This window comes from Alteromonas marina, assembly GCF_000808575.1.
Classification (GTDB): Bacteria; Pseudomonadota; Gammaproteobacteria; order Enterobacterales; family Alteromonadaceae; genus Alteromonas; species Alteromonas marina_A.
The window spans coordinates 150,240-166,846 of the sequence record NZ_JWLW01000004.1; the positions used below are offsets into that span (position 1 = coordinate 150,240).

Here is a 16,607-nt window from a genome sequence, read left to right on the forward strand (position 1 = left end):
TAAAAGCCCTTTGCTTTTCATCACCGCTTTTTTTAAAACATTTAGCGTTACTATTAGCAAGATGCAGATCGAAACATGGTTTGGTGTTGTAAAAATAACCAATGAAATACAATCCAATAGCACGCTAGTATACCCAACATAAAGCGGGATGCCAGAGAACAGAGTGACAAATGGGAAATAAAAATGATTCAAGCACGTCAGTGCCCCAGCAAGAGCAAGAACCAAGTGCTTCGCAAAGCGACGCCGCTGGTTCCAGCAATGCTGATAATGAGAGACGTACTATGACGTATGAGCAACTAGCTGAGAGACGCTCAACACCTCGTTCTCAAACGCCCTTTTATAAGGTTATGCTGGCACTAAACATTGTTGGCTGGGTAGGCATGGTTGTCGTACTCATTTTGTTTCACTATGCGCGCCCCGATTTTATTAGTGGCGTACAGCAATATTGGGGAATAAAAGGGGATACCAGTTGGTCTGAAAGTCACCTATCAGCTATGACCATCATGCTACAGATATGTCTAGTTGTAACTTTGGTAAGCATTATTATGCGGGCAAGGAGAAATCGACGCCGGTCTGATAGTTTTGGAGTTAATCTGATTATTCTGTTCGCCATCGCGGTTATTAGCTTGATCACATTAGCCACAACACTGGGGCTGTAGACGGGGAAATAACTTAGCCTCACTTGATAATCTAGCTAGAGGTGTATTATCAAGTGAGGGGTTACCAGTTAGCCGTACGAGTTTAAGACATCCATCAATTTAAATGAAAGCCGCTTGGATAAGCCAGTAAGTATAGGCTGCATATGCAAGCACGAATGCGCCACCTTCCAAGCGGTTTAAGCGCCCTTGACGTTTAATGCCAATACAGAAAATGAACAGCGCAATGGTTGATGCGAACATCACCATAACGTCACGATATAAGAACTCCGAACCCACAGTCATTGGCTGAATAGTGCCCGCAATGCCTACTACAGCTAAGGTGTTAAACATGTTAGAGCCAATAACGTTACCAATTGCTAAATCGTGTTCGCCTTTCTTCACCGCCATCAGCGAAGACGCGAGTTCTGGTAGAGAGGTACCGATTGCGATAACGGTCAACCCGATAATAGTATCGCTAACACCAAAGAAGGTGGCGACTTCTACTGCGCCCCATACCAGCATGCGCGAGCTCGCAACTAGCAATAAAAGCCCCGCAATTAACCACATTACGTGAGTTTTTACTGTGCCTTCATTGCTATTAATTTCTTCATCGTATTCGTCGGCAAGGGCGTCTTTGTCGCCTTTCATGCCGTGATAAATACTCCAAGAAAGCAGAAGCACAAACAGTCCTAACAAAGAGAATGCGTCGTCTTTCGAAACGTTTAAGTCCCACACCTGCCATGCGGCAAAGAAGGTTATGCCAAGTAAAACAGGCAGCTCTTTCTTAATGATTTCTGATTTAACTGCAATAGGGCTAATTATTGCGGTAAGGCCAAGGATTAACAGGATATTGGCGATATTAGAGCCGTAAGCGTTACCGAGGGCTATCCCGGAGTTGCCCTGGATTGCAGCAAATATAGACACAATGATTTCTGGGGCCGAGGTACCAAACCCAATAATGAGCATACCGATCAGCAGTGGGGATACACCAAAATGATTAGCGACCGATGCGGCTCCGCCAACAAATTTCCCTGCGCTCCATAGTAGAACCGGTAACCCAATTAAAATAGCCAAGCTGGCCAATAGCATACGTACTCCTTAAACCCTTCATATCTTGCGTGCTTACTTCTATGTGTAGGCAAACCTTATAAATAAAAGTAGCTTCAGTATATCCAAATGCACATAAGTTTTTGTTGTCTTAACGATGAAAAAAAGCCGTGCTGATAATGCTATGCAAATGACGAGTAAAGCGTAAACTCAGCGCTACTTTAATCGTGTTTGTAACTTAAACAAACACACCCTTAATTGTACCTGACAACACACTATTTAGAAGCGAATTACATGCACAATACACTGATTGTTACTGATGATGTTACTCCTTTTTGTAACACAGCTTTAACCGTGCTGACTTTTCAAGATTACCTTGCTGAGTTCCCAAAGTTGAACGAGCCCAAAACACGCGTTATCAATATTTGCGATACCACGCGTTATTTAAGTGAGGGCTACTATTGTTCACTTTTGGCTCAGGCACGTAACCACTCTGTATTGCCGTCGGTAAACACCATTAACGATTTGCGTATGGCTGAAGAGAAAAGTATCGATCGCATCGTATTCTCTTTGTCGGTCCCCCAAGACAGTACTGAAGTTACTGATGAACCTTTATTGGTACTTTTCGGCGAGGTGAAAGATCAGCGCTTTAAGCGTTTGGCGCGCCAGGCGTTTGAAAAATACCCGTACCCTGTTTTGGTGTTAAGCCCAACGGTTACCGATACGAAAGTGGCGCCTAAAGCCACGGGTAAAGTACAAATTGAAGGCTTTGCAAGCGTACAGGCAAAAGCGTTTAAGGACTTAAACGCCAAGCAACAAGCGCGTTTCATCGAGCAATTAGAAGCACATACCAAAATACAGTGGAAAGCCGGTAAAACGAGCAAGCGTACTCGATGGGATATGGCCATTTTGGTTAACCCAGAAGAGAGCACGCCGCCTAGTGACGAACGCGCCATTAAAAACTTTGTGAAAGCAGCTGAAAAAGTCGGCTTTCGCGCAGATGTGGTGAGTCGCCTGTCGCAAGAAGAATTGGGGCATTATGATGCATTGTTCATTCGTGAAACGACAGCAATTGACCACCATACTTATCGCTTAGCCCGTGCCGCCGAGCGAGAGGGGATTGTGGTGATGGACGACACACAGTCAATTCTGCGCTGCTGTAACAAAGTGTACCTGCAGGACGCGTTTGCTTATCAGAAAGTGCCAGCGCCAAAAGCGACCTTCGTATCGAGCGCTACCGATGAAGTATGCGAAAAGCTCATTGCTGACTTTGGTTTGCCGTTGGTGTTAAAGCTGCCAGAAAGCTCGTTTTCTCGCGGTGTGCACAAAGCTGAAAATAAAGAGGCGTTAAAAACGCGCCTAGAACAAATGCTAGCTGAATCGGCGCTTGTTTTGGTTCAGGAATATATATTCACTGAATTCGACTGGCGAATTGGTGTGCTAGGTGGCAAACCTATTTACGCTTGTCAGTACTTTATGGTGCGTAACCATTGGCAGATTTACAACCACCAGGGCGATCGATTCTCTTCGGGTGGGTTTGCCACAATGCCAACGTTTGAAGTACCTAAGCCGGTGTTACAAGCTGCTATCAAGGCCGCTAAAGCGGTGGGTGATGGCTTGTACGGTGTAGATATCAAGCAAACCGGCAACGCGGTTTATGTTATTGAAGTGAACGACAACCCTAGTATTGACTCGGGTGTGGAAGATAAGTATTTAGGCAAAGAACTGTATGAACTTATTATGCAGGAATTTGCTGACAGGTTGGAGCAAAGAGGGCGATGAACACATCGGCTGAGCGGGTGATTGAAGTGAATAATGCAAGTCCACAGGAAAGCACAAATGGTGCATATGGCCTGGCTGAAGGTGCGTCGAATACTATTTCGACAAAAAGTGCCCGCGCGCCCTCTACACAGTCAAATGTAGTGCTGCGTGTGGCGACATTACAAGATCTTGCTTCGCTGCAGCATATCGAGCAAACCTGTTTTACCACCGACAGGCTAAGTAAAAGCCGGTTTAAATTTTACATTGATGCACAGCATGCAGAGCTTATTGTAGCCGAACGTGAGCCTTCGAGTGAGAATGCGAAGCACGACAAGAACAAGCAAGGTGTGAACAGCATCGTGGGCTATGGGTTGTTGCTGCTTCGTCGTGGAACACAGCTTACTAGACTGTACTCTATTGCGGTATTGCCAGAAGCACGTGGGCTTGGCGTTGCTGAAAAGCTAATTAACAGCTTGGGGGAGCGGGCGCTTTTGCGGGGAAAGCGATTTATGCGCCTGGAAGTGGCAGTAGGTAATGCTGGCGCCATTGCTCTGTATAAAAAGTTAGGTTTTAGTCAGTTCGGTATGTATACCGATTACTACGACGATCACACTGATGCTCTGCGTATGCAAAAAGTATTGGTGCCCAGTAAATCGGTTAAACCAGAAATTTATCCGTGGTACCAGCAAACGACAGATTTTACCTGTGGTCCATCGGCACTGATGATGGCAATGTGTGCGTTAAACAATCGCTATGAAATGACACAGGAAAAAGAACTGTCGTTGTGGCGTACTGCTACCACGATATTCATGATGTCAGGTCACGGTGGTTGTCATCCGGTGGGGTTAGCGCTTGCTGCGGTAAACGAAGGTTATGCAGCAAAAGTGGTGATTAATCGAGACGTCCCGCTCTTTGTTGATGGTGTAAGAGATGCCAACAAGAAAGAGATTGTCGAAAATGTTGAACAACAATTTATGGCAGAAGCACGCAAAAAAGGCATTTCTGTCGAAATCTCTGACTGGCGGGTGGATGTTATTGACCAAACCCTTAAAGCCGGCGGTGCGGTTCTGTGCCTAATCAGTACGTACGCTTTTGATAAGAAAAAGGTACCGCACTGGGTAGCAATTACAAGCTGCGATTCACACTGCTATTATCTGCACGATCCTGATGCAAGTGAGGGGCAGCCTGTTGAGTATCAGCACATTCCGGTTGCCCGCGAAGACTTTCTACGACTTGCCAGCTATGGCACGCGTAAAGTAAGAACATTAGTACTCCTTAAAAAGAAAAAGTAACACAAATTTTGGCTTAGGCCTTAGGCACGACGAATGCTTGAGGCCTTAATGACGGACTTGTGTAACGTTAACCTTTTTATTTAGTGTTTTAAGCTGCTTCACCAGTTGAGAAAGCTCTTTTACCGAACCTTTATATTCGATGTGCTTATTCATTTCCTGGCCTTTCACAGCAGTTCTATAAAGCGCCTCACTTTCAAAACACGCTGTTTGCTCATCTAACGTATTCCACTCCGCTTTTAGGTCGCTTGGAATACAGTGGCGTTTTGCAATAATTTTGTCTTTTATTTGCAACACTTTCCCGATTAATAATTGTGCATCTGTTGGCATATTAATATCTCCTGTTTAACTCATTTTGTTTAAGTTGCTGTTTATCAAGCGTTTATCTTTTATTCTTGATAGTTGTTTCTTAAAGCCAGCAATCCTTCAACACAACTCTCACAATTAGTATTGCATCAAGAGTGCCAACTCTTATGAAGCAACTTCCTGATGCTCGCAAAAGGGGAATTTGATGTTAAAGACGCTGCTAGAGCGAGGAACTATAGGGGCGGTTTAGGCGAGTGCCCGCTCATCGAAATGCGAGAGAGATATGCGCTAAAGCAGGCACAGTTTCATATTTCTACAGGGGGACTCTGATAGGGGGATCCTTACAGGAGCTATCAAGTCAGGCGCTTTGTGGGCACTACCTGTAAGAGTAACGCTTCGGCCTGTCTTTTAATTTCTTAACCTGACAGTAGCAGAAATGCGGTGTCCAAATTAACAGGTTAAGTAATATAGCGGTAACTAAACTAAATACTATTGAGGAAGGTGTTAGCGGCACAGACGGACTGAAATTATCGAGCACGCGTTTAAGCGTTTCATATTGAGAAGGTGAGGCCATAAACACGAGCTTTTCAAAATAGTGGCCGTGTTCTAGCTTTCTCATACCTTGTTCTAAAGTAGTGATCTGCGCAAAGCGAGCAGCTTTCATGGACGCGTTTTCGCGCACAACGGGTTCGCTGTTTTTCTGTAAGCTATCAAGCATGGCTTCAACAGAAGAGAAGCCATGCTGTTGTGCCAATACTGAAGAACTAGAAACTTCATCACGCAAGGCGTCGTAATAACCATTAAGGTATTGGCGATAGTGATCCGCCAAAATGGGGACTTGTAGTGTGATGATAAACAAAACTGCAAATACAACTTTATCTAAAACACGCACTATCATTTAAAACTCGCTGTAAAGACTCACTATTAAGTACCCGTTTAATATTCGATAAATGCATGTTGAATAAAGAGGTTTTCACTCTCAATAAACAGGCGGTTCGATGTTAAATCTCTTGTATAGACAAAAAGTAAGTAAATAGCCTAACAACCTCTCTTGTTATTTCAAGGCTGTGTAAATGGCGTGGGTCAGCTTACTTAACTGCTCGGAAGATATAATGTACGGAGGCATAATGTATACCAGTTTCCCGAATGGCCGTATCCAGACGCCATGTTTCACAAAATGGCGTTGAATTTCGGCAACATTGACGGGATTTACCGTCTCGACTACCCCTATCGCACCTAACACCCTTACGTCAGCGACTCGCGGCAAGTCTGCACATTTTGCCAATTCGGTTTGTAATTGTTTCTCAATGGCAGGAACTTGTTGCTGCCAATGATTTTCGTTAATTAGCGAAAGACTGGCATTGGCCACTGCACAGGCTAACGGGTTACCCATGTATGTGGGGCCGTGCATAAATACGCCGGGCTCCCCTTGGCAAACTCCTAAAGCCACATCTTCGGTACACAAGGTCGCGGCCAATGTCATATAACCACCGGTGATCGCTTTACCCAAACACATGATGTCAGGTGAAATACCTGCATGCTCGCAAGCGAAGAGCTTGCCTGTACGTCCGAAGCCAGTAGCAATTTCATCGCAAATTAAAAGTACGTCGTAGGTATCACAAAGCTGTCGGCAGCGCTTTAAGTATTCGGGGTGATAAATACGCATGCCGCCCGCGCCTTGAACAACAGGTTCTAGAATAAGGGCAGCCATAGTGTGGTGATGCTTTTCAAAAATCTCTTCAAGTGGAAGAATGTCATCTTCGCTAAACGTTTGGCCAAAGCGAGTTTGAGGGGCGGGCGCAAAAATCTGCTTGCTCAATACACCCTCAAATAAACTATGCATGCCGTTAACGGGATCGCACACGCTCATTGCTGCGAACGTGTCGCCGTGGTAGCCATTGCGCGGCGCGACAATGCGCGACTTCTCTGTGCGCCCTTGGCATGCCCAATACTGAATCGCCATCTTTATCGCAACTTCAACAGACACTGAGCCAGAGTCTGCTAAAAATACACGCTCTAAACCTGCCGGCACCATGTTAAGTAACGATTTACACAAATCTACCGCCGGCTGGTGGGTAATACCGCCAAACATAACGTGAGAAAATGCGTCAATTTGCTTGTGCGCAGCATCGTTGAGTACAGGATGGTTGTAGCCGTGAATTGCAGCCCACCAGCTAGACATGCCGTCTACTAATACTTCACCGGTGGCCAAGGTAAGTTCAGCGCCTTTTGCACCAACTACTTCATAGCAGGGAAGGGGATTAACCGCCGAGGTATAAGGGTGCCAAATGTGTTGTTTATCAAATTCTATATTGTTCACAAAATAACCGCTAGTAAAGGTTTTAAATTGGTCAGAGTTGACAACTCGATATTGGGGCATAGACTAAGCCAGCAATAATAATTAGTAAAGGACAGTCAATGACGCTGGCTAGTGCGCATTCTGCGCAAACGACAACTATTCGAAACGATTGGACCAAAGCCGAAGTCGAAGCTTTGTTTGCCATGCCATTTAACGATTTACTGTTTAATGCCCAAGTGGTGCATAGACAGCATTTTAATCCGAATGAAGTGCAGGTTAGCACGCTTTTGTCGATTAAAACCGGTGCATGTCCTGAAGACTGCAAGTACTGCCCACAAAGTGCTCGTTATGATACGGGCCTTGAAAAAGAACGATTACTGGAAATTGAAAAAGTCATCCAGCGTGCGAAAGAGGCAAAGCAAGTAGGCTCAACCCGATTTTGTATGGGTGCCGCTTGGCGAAACCCGCGCGACAGAGACATGCCTTACATTTTGAAAATGGTTGAAGAGGTGAAAAGCTTAGGCTTAGAAACCTGTATGACGCTAGGTATGTTGACCCGCGAGCAAGCTGTGGCCTTAAAACAAGCGGGCCTTGATTATTATAATCACAACCTTGATACCTCTCCGGAATACTACGGCGATATTATCACGACCCGTACTTACCAGGACCGATTGAATACGTTAGAGAACGTGCGTGCTGCAGGTATGAATGTTTGCTCTGGGGGAATTGTTGGCATGGGAGAAACGGTGAGCGATCGGGCTAGTATGTTAGTGCAATTAGCAAACCTTCCTGAGCAGCCTCAAAGTGTACCTATTAACATGTTGGTTAAAGTAAAAGGTACGCCACTCGATAGTGTAGAAGACTTGGACTATTTTGAGTTTATTCGCACTATTGCCGTTGCCCGTATTATGATGCCTAAGTCACATGTGCGCTTGTCGGCAGGCCGCGAAGCAATGAACGAACAAATGCAGGCGCTTTGTTTTATGGCAGGCGCGAACTCTATTTTCTATGGCTGCAAGCTGTTAACCACGTCAAATCCAGATACCCATGAAGATGTAATGCTGTTCAAAAAGCTTGGTATTAATACTGAACGCACAAGGGATTACTCAGACGAAGCACATCAACAAGTGTTAGAAGAAGAAATTGCCCAGCAACAAGAGCAAGGCGACGACAGTAACGACTTGTTTATTGATGCAACCAAGCCTAAGGTAGCGCCAAAGAAACAGCATTTAACGGAGGCGTAATGGCCTTTCACTGGTTAGACGATTTGCTGAGCGCGCGTGCCGAGCAAGGCTTGCTGCGCCAGCGCCACTGCCAACAGTACGAAAAAGACAGTATTATTTGTATTAACGGTGAGCACTATCTTAATTTTTCAAGCAATGACTACTTAGGCATGCGCCAGCATGAGGGTGTATTGCAAAGTTGGGTTGAGGGGCTGGCGCAGTTTGGTGGTGGCAGCGGTGCATCGCCTTTGGTAACTGGACACACACAGGCTCATTTGGCGCTAGAAGCCTACATTGCCGATGGGTTAAACCGAGAAGCTGCGCTGTTGTTTAACTCTGGCTTTGCCGCCAATCAGGCACTGTGCATGGCACTTTTTCCTCACATGTCTCACCCGAATAAAAGCGCGAGAGCAGGGCACATAATTGCTGATAAGCTCATGCACGCTTCGTTTTTAGAGGGGGCGCAATGTGTATCTGATAGCGCCAAGCTTCGCCGTTTCAAGCATAACGATCTAAGTCATTTAGAGAGCCTGCTATCGAGCGTTTGTCAAAGCCAGGTGCCCGATGCGGTTGGTAATTCTGATGCAAACCAGCAAGACATTCTGATTGCCAGTGAAGGTGTGTTTAGTATGGACGGTGACGTAGCGCCTTGCGAAGGTATCGCTGAACTGGCCGCCAAATATAATGCATGGTTCATGTTAGACGATGCACACGGTATGGGTGTATTGGGTGAAAACGGCTTCGGTACAGCAGAAGCACTAAACTTAAGCCAGCAACAAGCGCCTATTGTTATGGGAACATTTGGCAAAGCAGTGGGCACGGCCGGCGCCTTTATTGCGGGAAGCCAAACCCTAATTGATTATCTGGTGAATTTTTCGAAGCACTATGTGTATTCCACTGCCATGCCACCAGCACAAGCGGTCGCGACCTTGTACTCTCTTACACATATCGCCAGTGATACTGCCCGCCGCGAGACGCTACAAACCAATATCACCTATTTCAGAGAGTCGTTTCAAAAACGTTTTGGACAGACACTCAATTCAAGCGCGAAAGGCGATGCATCAATTGAAATCACTTTGGGGCAGTCGCAAAGCGCGATCCAGCCCATTATTGTTGGTAGCCCAGAACGTGCAATTGCACTAAGTGATGGTCTAAAACAGCGCGGCATTTGGGCAACGGCTATCAGGCAGCCTACTGTACCGAAAAACCAAGATAGGCTGCGCATAACGGTTACGTCAAATCATACATCACAAGATATTGACGTATTGCTTGATGCGCTAGAACTTTCACTTAATAACTTTCTGTTAAGTGAGACTTCAGTAGAAAAAGAATCAGACAGCGCTGTGAATACTCCTGATTCTGTAAGTAAAAAAGAGATGTAACCATGTCACTAAGTCCCGCCGTAAAAGCTGCTATGTCGGCAGAATCGAGAAGTCTCTTCGACGGTAAGCTGTCGCGTGACGCGGCGCAGGCGGCTTTTAAGGCAAACGGGGCTTTTTCGTCCGAGACATCTTTTGAATCTGAGAGAGCGACGAACGCTAAAGGGACTCTCACAGTTAAAACTGCTTACCCTTCTGATTGCTCTTCCAAAGCTGCGGCACATTTGAGTGCAGAGAAGAGCGCTAAGACTGAGGGCTATGTTACAGCTGAAGGCTCTATAACAGCTGAAGGCTCTATAACAACTAAAGGCGCTGTAAAAGCTGAACGCAATGATACTACTTCAGTAATTAACGAGCAGGACATTGCACATCGCTTTTCAAAAGCAGCCGCGCAGTACAACAGCATTGCAAGTGTTCAGCGTATTATTGCCAAGCAGGCAATAAGAAACTTACCTATAGACCTACAGGGTACGGTTCTTGATATCGGCTGTGGTACTGGCATTCATACCCAAACGCTTGCAAATAAAGGTGCAGCTGCAACTGGCGTAGACATTGCTGAGGGCATGTTGGCGCAGGCCAGAAAAATGTACTCTGACCCCATTTTCGTAGAAGGTAGTGCTGCTGATTTGCCTTTCTTTGATAGCCAATTTTCAACCGTATTTTCATCTATGGCGCTTCAGTGGGTTAGCGATACAGGGCTTGTCGCTAAAGAGATAGCGCGAGTGCTTAAAAAAAGTGGTATTGCTGAGTTGGCGATTATGGTAGCGGGTTCATTTAGTGAACTTAAAACGGTGCGCAAAGTAGCGCAGCTTCCACAGGCTGAAACCTATATGCCAACAACCGCACAATGGGTAAATGGCTTTAAGCAATCAGGCCTTTCTTTGCAACGGGTGATTACTAAAGATTATGTCGATTCTCACCACGATCTTATGTCGCTACTGCGCTCTGTGAAGGGGGTTGGGGCAGGTGAGACCGGCCGAAAACAACCGCCGCTCACCCGTCGAGATATTAAAAAATTAGCCATGGCTTACAGGAACATGAGTGGTGTAGAAAGTAAGTTACCGCTTACCTACCGCGTAAGTCATTTTAGATTGGAAAAACGATGAAGCAGTATTTCATTACCGGTACCGACACCGAAGTAGGTAAAACCTATGTGACCTGCCAATTGCTAAAAGCCGCGCAAAAAGCCTCGTTAAGCGCCATCGGCTACAAGCCTATCGCAGCCGGATGCGAACAGATAAACGGCGAGTGGGTTAACGAAGATGCGCTAAATATTCAGAAAGCGTGCTCCAAAATACGCGCAGATAAAGCCATTAAAATTACAGATAATAACCAGCAAAAAAGCGTAAATGAAAAAAACGAAGAAAGTGGACAGACACTTCCTTTGCATCAAATAAACCCAATTGCACTAAAGCCGGCTATTGCACCACATATTGCTGCCCTTGAAGAAGGTGTTGCGTTAACGTTTGACGAGGTTGCAAAAGGGCTTGATGAACTGCACGCCTATCAACCCGATCTTCTGTTAATGGAAGGTGCAGGTGGGTGGCGTTTACCGCTAACGGTAGGTGATGAGTATACGCCCACTTACTATCTTTCTGATGTCGTGAAAACACTCAAAATGGATGTGATTTTAGTTGTAGGCATGCGTTTGGGTTGCTTAAATCACGCGCTATTAACGGCAGAAGCAATTCGCGCTGATGGACTTACCATTAAAGGATGGGTTGCGAACGACATCACGGGTAACATGACGCGATACCAAGAAAATCTGCACTCTCTTAAAGCCATGTTACCCGAGCCGCTACTGGCAGAAATTCCTTACCAGGTAGCGCCTAATGATGAGGCGCTATTCGCCGCTATCAAGCAAATAAGTTAAATCATCACCTGAATGAATTGACGTTTTTTCTTCACCTAAAAAGATAAAGCCGTCTTTTTCACCCACTAGGGTGAGTTGATTATGAGTAAGGCGCAGCGCTGTGCCTTCGCGAATAGCAACTACTGGCGTGGTTGGATTAAGCGTGGTGAACTCTGCCAGACGTTGGTCGCGGGTTTCGCCATTGTGGCCCGGCGGCTGATAATCGGTGTAGTGCGGGTTTAACTGAAACGGCACGATATCTAGTGCATCAAAACTCGGCGGCTCGATAATGGGCATGTCGTTAGTGGTTCTAATTGATTGACCACAAATATTCGAACCCGCACTCCAGCCAATATAAGGCGTACAATCGGCGATGGCGTGCTTTATTGGCACAATAAGCGCGTTTGCATACAGGGTAGAAAGCAGGTGAAAGGTGTTTCCACCGCCTACAACAATGGCTTGGCCGTTTTTCTTTGCGTTATTTACAGCAGCAACCGGATCTTCAACGGAATGTAGCCCAGTAACCTTGCACTCTGGCAGGGCGGTAGCAACGGCGTCTACATAGCTATCGTACGTTTGAGTGACGGCGGCATAAGGAACAAATAGAAGGTCGCGAATTTCGCCTAAGTGTGCAAAAATAAGCGCTCTAGCGTGCTCTAAGTAAGCTTCGTCGCCTTGGCGTGAGCTACTTAGCATAAGTACATGTGCGGTCATACTAACTCCACAATTTTTCTGACGGCGTATCATACGTGAAACTAGGCATAAAGTTTAGTCGCGCTCCGTCACTGTGTTGAAATAGGATTTTGAATGAAACAATCTACATCGGTGTTGTTCGTGTGTTTGGGTAATATTTGTCGTTCTCCAACCGCAGAGGCCGTGTTCAAACACAAGGCTGCACAAGCCGGATTGAATATTGAAATTGACTCAGCGGGAACCCACGGCTACCACATTGGTAATCCGCCAGATAAGCGTTCGCAAGCCGCAGGCGTAGAACGAGGCTACAGTTTCAAAGGGCTAAAATGCCGACGTGTGGATGAAAGCGACTTTGAACGATTTGATTTCATTCTTGCCATGGATAACAGCAACCTTGCTAATTTGCACGGTATGTCGCCAAGCCAGTACCACGATAAAATTAAGCTGTTTCTTGATTTTGCAAATGCAGACGATAAGGAAGTACCTGATCCTTATTATGGTGGCAAGCGCGGCTTTGAGCTGGTGTTAGATCTTATCGAAGAAGCGTCGGACGGTTTGATTGCGCATATTAAACAAACCCAACAACAATAAACGCAAGTCATATTGATACACCATCTTGAAAGCCCACGTTGAGAACCCATATTGACAATGACAGGAACTAAACGCACCGCCGTCACTTTGGTTGTAATAACAGTACTTTTGTCACTCGTCATCGGTGTGGTAGGGATTGTTAGCGTGACAGGGCTGTCTGATACGGCGGCTGAACTAAAACAGCATATTATTGTTCAGCTTCAAATACCGCTTGTTTTTACTGCGTGTTTAGTAGGGGCGGCACTGTCTACAAGTGGCGCTACCTTGCAAGTAGTGCTGCGAAATCCCTTGGCAGACCCTGGAATTATAGGCATTACGAGTGGCGCAAGCTTGGTTGCTGCGCTTTTGCTACTGCTAACCCCACAATGGGCTACAGCTTATCTGCACTATTTATTGCCGTTGGGGTGTTTTATTGGTGCGTTGTTATCTACATTTATTATCTACCGCTTAGCAAGAAAACTGCTGGGTTCCTCTACGGCTGTTATTCTTGCTGGTATTGCCATCTCTACCCTTAGCGGCGCTGTTATAGCGTGGCTTTACATGTTCAGCGACGCGAATGCCCTGCGCAATCTTACTTTCTGGTTAATGGGTAGTTTGTACCAAACTAACTGGTTAATTTTGTCAGTGGGCGGCCCGTTAATCGCTGTTGCTGTCGCATTACAGCTTTATTTCGCTGGCGATTTAAACAAGCTCTATGCCGGTGAACTTGCAGCAAAAAGTAGTGGTGTGGATGTGGAGAAACTCACTGAACGCGCACTCATTGTCTGTGCTATTGCTGTAGGCACTGCGGTGTCTATGGCAGGCTCTATTGCTTTTGTTGGCTTGTTAGTACCGCATATCTTACGTTTGATCATCGGGCATAATAATCGCTATTTGTTGCCGTTAAGTGCATTAAGTGGTGCAAGTCTGTTGATGCTGGTTGCGTTAAGCTCTGAAATGACCCGTGCCATTACGCTTCCGGTGTCTATGGTAACAGCTACGTTAGGCGGTCCATTATTAATTTGGGCATTAGCTAAAGGTCAAATAAAAGGGTAGTGAAGGGGGAAATGAAATGACGATAAATAATTTTAGAACCCAGCAACGCCCTGATTCTGGCATTAATGAACAAAATGATGAACGAATAAATGCTAGTGAGCAAGGCACCATAAGTACTAACCCTAAGCCAAACGTTAGCGTAAAAGATGACGATGCTGATAGCAATTGCTCAGCGAATAGCCATAACCTAGCAGATAATCATACCGTTTTAAGCTTACAGAATGTAAAAGTTGCATCAAGACTTTCGGTGGAAGGTTTACGTGCAAAAAAAGGCGAGTGCGTTCACATTATAGGGCCAAATGGAGCAGGGAAATCAACACTGTTGCTTACCCTTGCGGGCCTCATTGAAGCTGATGAAGGCAATGTCATGCTGCTAGGTAAACCAATGAGCGATTGGTCGCTGGCAACCCTTGCGAATGTGCGTACCTTGCTAGCGCAACAAAGCGAAAGTGGTTTTCACTTGTCGGTAAAAGAGTACCTAAGCTTTTATGCAACAGCACAGCAAGATGAACTAATTCCTCCGGTTTTAGAAAAAGCCCTCGAAATATCGGGTTTCTTAAACAAAATTCTCACTCAGCTTTCTGGCGGTGAGCGTCAGCGAGTAGAAATTTGTCGTTCGCTTTTGCAAATTTGGCCGCAACTAGAGCGTGGAGAGGGTATAGCGTTTTTAGACGAGCCCCTACAAGGGCTTGATATAAGGCATCAATATGCGCTGGCTAGTTTGGTAAAATTCCTTTGCGATAAAGGGAATACCCTACTTATGACGTCTCACGATATCGCGCTAAGTGCCAACTATTGCGATAGTTTATGGCTTATGCAAAAAGGTTGCATGGTAGCGTTCGGCAAGCCACAAGAGGTGGCCACGCAAACAAACTTAGAAAGTGTGTTTGAATGCCATTTTGCTATAAGCAAGCACGATAACTTTCTAGAAATTCAAGTTTGCGCACCTATTTCCCTAGAATAAATGTGGTAAAGTGCCCCCAGCATCTTTTTAGATTCACATTTTCACATTAGACTGATTAGAAAAAAGCGCTACAGACGCACTGTTAAGCGCGTTACAGTCTTTTTATTCGAAGCATCTAGCTTCAATAAATATTTTCAGTAAAACGTTTGCCCTACGTTTTTTTTATTCAGGAGAACACCGTTGAGTAATTGGCAAGTAGACAGTTGGAGAAATAAACCTATTCTTCAGCAACCAGAGTACGACGACAAAGTACGTTTAAAAGAAGTAGAGCAAACACTGAGTTCTTATCCTCCACTTGTATTTGCTGCTGAAGCCCGTGAGCTTAGACGCCAACTAGGCGAAGTCAGCTTGGGTAAAGGCTTTCTTTTACAAGGCGGCGACTGTGCTGAGTCGTTTGACGAATTTAATGCGCCTAAAATTCGCGATACTTTTAAAGTAATTCTTCAAATGGCCATTGTGCTTACCTTTGCTGGTCGTTGTCCGGTAACTAAGGTTGCCCGTATGGCAGGCCAGTACGCCAAGCCGCGCTCATCAGATTTCGAGACCCGCGATGGCGTGACCTTGCCAAGCTATCGTGGTGATATCATCAATAACTTCGAATTTACCGAAGCGGCCCGTCGACCAGATCCTGACCGTTTGTTGGAAGCCTACCATCGTAGTGCGTCAACACTGAATTTACTTCGCGCGTTCGCACAAGGCGGTTTGGCTGACCTTCACGAAGTCAACCGTTGGAACATGGCGTTCGTTGAAAACAATCCGCTTAAAGAGCGTTATTCTGATATGGCTAACCGTATTCAAGACACCCTTGAGTTTATGGATGTTATTGGTATCAACGCACAAACCAGTTCTACGCTGCATGAAACGTCGTTGTTTACGTCGCATGAAGCACTGCTGTTGAACTACGAGCAGGCGCTAACGCGTATCGATACCCTTACCGGTAAGCCTTACGATTGTTCGGCTCACATGGTGTGGATTGGCGAGCGTACGCGTCAACTAGACCACGCACACGTTGAGTTTTTCCGTGGTATTCACAACCCAATTGGTGTGAAAGTGGGTCCAAGCATGCAGGAAGACGAGCTTATTCGTTTAATTGATGCGCTTAACCCGCTAAACGATCCGGGTCGTTTAACGCTTATTACGCGTATGGGCGCCGATAATTTAGCCGACAATTTGCCACGCTTATTGCGTAAAGTTAAAGCTGAAGGCAGACACGTAGTGTGGAGCTCTGACCCGATGCACGGCAATACGTTCTCGGCATCTAGCGGCTACAAAACCCGGAACTTCGATGCAATTTTGAAAGAAATTAAGCAGTTCTTCCAAGCTCACGAAGCAGAAGGTACTCACGCAGGTGGTATTCACCTTGAAATGACCGGCCAGCACGTAACGGAGTGTACTGGCGGTGCTTATGAAATTAGCGATGAAGACTTAGCGCAAGCCTACAAAACGCAATGCGACCCGCGCTTAAATGCAGACCAAGTACTTGAAATGGCATTCTTGGTGGCTGATCATTTGCGTAATGCGTAATGCGTA

Annotated in this window: 16 protein-coding genes; 11 read left to right on the plus strand and 5 right to left on the minus strand. The window is 45.8% G+C overall.

The window, feature by feature from the left end:
* The first annotated feature begins 170 nt into the window (after window positions 1-170).
* Complete coding sequence (locus tag RJ41_RS03180) at window positions 171-659, plus strand: hypothetical protein (protein WP_039216826.1); 489 nt, start codon at window positions 171-173, stop codon at window positions 657-659.
* Between the two features lie 99 nt (window positions 660-758).
* Here the strand turns inward: RJ41_RS03180 and RJ41_RS03185 are convergent, their stop codons facing one another.
* Window positions 759-1,727, minus strand: coding sequence for a calcium/sodium antiporter (locus RJ41_RS03185; protein ID WP_039216828.1), 969 nt, complete (start codon window positions 1,725-1,727; stop codon window positions 759-761).
* A gap of 252 nt (window positions 1,728-1,979) precedes the next feature.
* On the opposite strand from RJ41_RS03185, the gene RJ41_RS03190 reads away from it, so the two are divergent.
* On the plus strand, window positions 1,980-3,467 hold the full coding sequence (locus RJ41_RS03190) for a RimK family protein (RefSeq protein ID WP_039216831.1): 1,488 nt from the start codon (window positions 1,980-1,982) through the stop codon (window positions 3,465-3,467).
* Window positions 3,464-4,738 carry a GNAT family N-acetyltransferase/peptidase C39 family protein gene (locus tag RJ41_RS03195; protein WP_039216832.1) on the plus strand — a complete coding sequence of 425 codons (1,275 nt, stop codon included), beginning with the start codon at window positions 3,464-3,466 and terminating at the stop codon, window positions 4,736-4,738. Before RJ41_RS03190 ends, RJ41_RS03195 begins: the two co-directional genes overlap by 4 nt.
* A 45-nt stretch (window positions 4,739-4,783) precedes the next feature.
* On the opposite strand, the gene RJ41_RS03200 is transcribed toward RJ41_RS03195, so the two are convergent.
* The 3 genes from RJ41_RS03200 to bioA form a co-directional block, all read right to left on the minus strand.
* Complete coding sequence (locus RJ41_RS03200; protein WP_039216835.1) at window positions 4,784-5,065, minus strand: hypothetical protein; 282 nt, start codon at window positions 5,063-5,065, stop codon at window positions 4,784-4,786.
* A gap of 352 nt (window positions 5,066-5,417) precedes the next feature.
* The gene (locus RJ41_RS03205) at window positions 5,418-5,939 is read right to left on the minus strand and encodes a DUF2937 family protein (protein WP_039216837.1); all 522 of its coding nucleotides are present in this window, start codon (window positions 5,937-5,939) and stop codon (window positions 5,418-5,420) included.
* Between the two features lie 156 nt (window positions 5,940-6,095).
* A complete protein-coding gene (gene bioA / locus RJ41_RS03210; protein ID WP_039216869.1) occupies window positions 6,096-7,361 on the minus strand; it encodes an adenosylmethionine--8-amino-7-oxononanoate transaminase in 1,266 nt (421 codons plus the stop codon).
* Between the two features lie 98 nt (window positions 7,362-7,459).
* On the opposite strand from bioA, the gene bioB reads away from it, so the two are divergent.
* Genes bioB through bioD form a run of 4 tightly spaced genes read left to right on the plus strand, consistent with a single transcriptional unit; the run spans window position 7,460 to window position 11,815 of the window.
* Window positions 7,460-8,584, plus strand: a complete 1,125-nt coding sequence (gene bioB / locus RJ41_RS03215; protein ID WP_039216840.1) for a biotin synthase BioB — start codon at window positions 7,460-7,462, stop codon at window positions 8,582-8,584.
* Window positions 8,584-9,945, plus strand: a complete 1,362-nt coding sequence (locus tag RJ41_RS03220; protein WP_039216843.1) for an aminotransferase class I/II-fold pyridoxal phosphate-dependent enzyme — start codon at window positions 8,584-8,586, stop codon at window positions 9,943-9,945. Before bioB ends, RJ41_RS03220 begins: the two co-directional genes overlap by 1 nt.
* Before the next feature lie 2 nt (window positions 9,946-9,947).
* A complete protein-coding gene (locus RJ41_RS03225; protein ID WP_039216845.1) occupies window positions 9,948-11,048 on the plus strand; it encodes a methyltransferase in 1,101 nt (366 codons plus the stop codon).
* Window positions 11,045-11,815 carry a dethiobiotin synthase gene (gene bioD / locus RJ41_RS03230; protein ID WP_039216846.1) on the plus strand — a complete coding sequence of 257 codons (771 nt, stop codon included), beginning with the start codon at window positions 11,045-11,047 and terminating at the stop codon, window positions 11,813-11,815. The genes RJ41_RS03225 and bioD overlap by 4 nt, the downstream gene beginning before the upstream one ends.
* Here the strand turns inward: bioD and pepE are convergent.
* The gene (pepE, locus tag RJ41_RS03235) at window positions 11,786-12,508 is read right to left on the minus strand and encodes a dipeptidase PepE (protein ID WP_039216847.1); all 723 of its coding nucleotides are present in this window, start codon (window positions 12,506-12,508) and stop codon (window positions 11,786-11,788) included. The two genes, bioD and pepE, sit on opposite strands and share 30 nt — an antisense overlap.
* Before the next feature lie 93 nt (window positions 12,509-12,601).
* On the opposite strand from pepE, the gene RJ41_RS03240 reads away from it, so the two are divergent.
* From RJ41_RS03240 to RJ41_RS03255, 4 genes are all read left to right on the plus strand, one after another.
* Complete coding sequence (locus RJ41_RS03240; RefSeq protein ID WP_014948910.1) at window positions 12,602-13,078, plus strand: low molecular weight protein-tyrosine-phosphatase; 477 nt, start codon at window positions 12,602-12,604, stop codon at window positions 13,076-13,078.
* Between the two features lie 57 nt (window positions 13,079-13,135).
* On the plus strand, window positions 13,136-14,113 hold the full coding sequence (locus RJ41_RS03245; RefSeq protein ID WP_039216850.1) for a FecCD family ABC transporter permease: 978 nt from the start codon (window positions 13,136-13,138) through the stop codon (window positions 14,111-14,113).
* 16 nt (window positions 14,114-14,129) lie between these two features.
* Window positions 14,130-15,077, plus strand: coding sequence for an ABC transporter ATP-binding protein (locus RJ41_RS03250; RefSeq protein ID WP_039216852.1), 948 nt, complete (start codon window positions 14,130-14,132; stop codon window positions 15,075-15,077).
* Window positions 15,078-15,257: 180 nt separating this feature from the next.
* Window positions 15,258-16,601: a class II 3-deoxy-7-phosphoheptulonate synthase gene (locus RJ41_RS03255; protein WP_014978802.1), complete on the plus strand. Its 1,344-nt coding sequence runs from the start codon at window positions 15,258-15,260 to the stop codon at window positions 16,599-16,601.
* The last annotated feature ends 6 nt before the right edge of the window (window positions 16,602-16,607 follow it).

What these genes read in the sequence shown, in the direction of transcription:
- RJ41_RS03180 (WP_039216826.1), top strand. Translation starts at nt 171, where the DNA reads ATGGGAAATAAAAATGATTCAAGCACGTCAGTGCCCCAGCAAGAGCAA.
- RJ41_RS03185 (WP_039216828.1), bottom strand. Translation starts at nt 1,727, where the DNA reads ATGCTATTGGCCAGCTTGGCTATTTTAATTGGGTTACCGGTTCTACTA.
- RJ41_RS03190 (WP_039216831.1), top strand. Translation starts at nt 1,980, where the DNA reads ATGCACAATACACTGATTGTTACTGATGATGTTACTCCTTTTTGTAAC.
- RJ41_RS03195 (WP_039216832.1), top strand. Translation starts at nt 3,464, where the DNA reads ATGAACACATCGGCTGAGCGGGTGATTGAAGTGAATAATGCAAGTCCA.
- RJ41_RS03200 (WP_039216835.1), bottom strand. Translation starts at nt 5,065, where the DNA reads ATGCCAACAGATGCACAATTATTAATCGGGAAAGTGTTGCAAATAAAA.
- RJ41_RS03205 (WP_039216837.1), bottom strand. Translation starts at nt 5,939, where the DNA reads ATGATAGTGCGTGTTTTAGATAAAGTTGTATTTGCAGTTTTGTTTATC.
- bioB (WP_039216840.1), top strand. Translation starts at nt 7,460, where the DNA reads ATGACGCTGGCTAGTGCGCATTCTGCGCAAACGACAACTATTCGAAAC.
- RJ41_RS03220 (WP_039216843.1), top strand. Translation starts at nt 8,584, where the DNA reads ATGGCCTTTCACTGGTTAGACGATTTGCTGAGCGCGCGTGCCGAGCAA.
- RJ41_RS03225 (WP_039216845.1), top strand. Translation starts at nt 9,948, where the DNA reads ATGTCACTAAGTCCCGCCGTAAAAGCTGCTATGTCGGCAGAATCGAGA.
- bioD (WP_039216846.1), top strand. Translation starts at nt 11,045, where the DNA reads ATGAAGCAGTATTTCATTACCGGTACCGACACCGAAGTAGGTAAAACC.
- pepE (WP_039216847.1), bottom strand. Translation starts at nt 12,508, where the DNA reads ATGACCGCACATGTACTTATGCTAAGTAGCTCACGCCAAGGCGACGAA.
- RJ41_RS03240 (WP_014948910.1), top strand. Translation starts at nt 12,602, where the DNA reads ATGAAACAATCTACATCGGTGTTGTTCGTGTGTTTGGGTAATATTTGT.
- RJ41_RS03245 (WP_039216850.1), top strand. Translation starts at nt 13,136, where the DNA reads ATGACAGGAACTAAACGCACCGCCGTCACTTTGGTTGTAATAACAGTA.
- RJ41_RS03250 (WP_039216852.1), top strand. Translation starts at nt 14,130, where the DNA reads ATGACGATAAATAATTTTAGAACCCAGCAACGCCCTGATTCTGGCATT.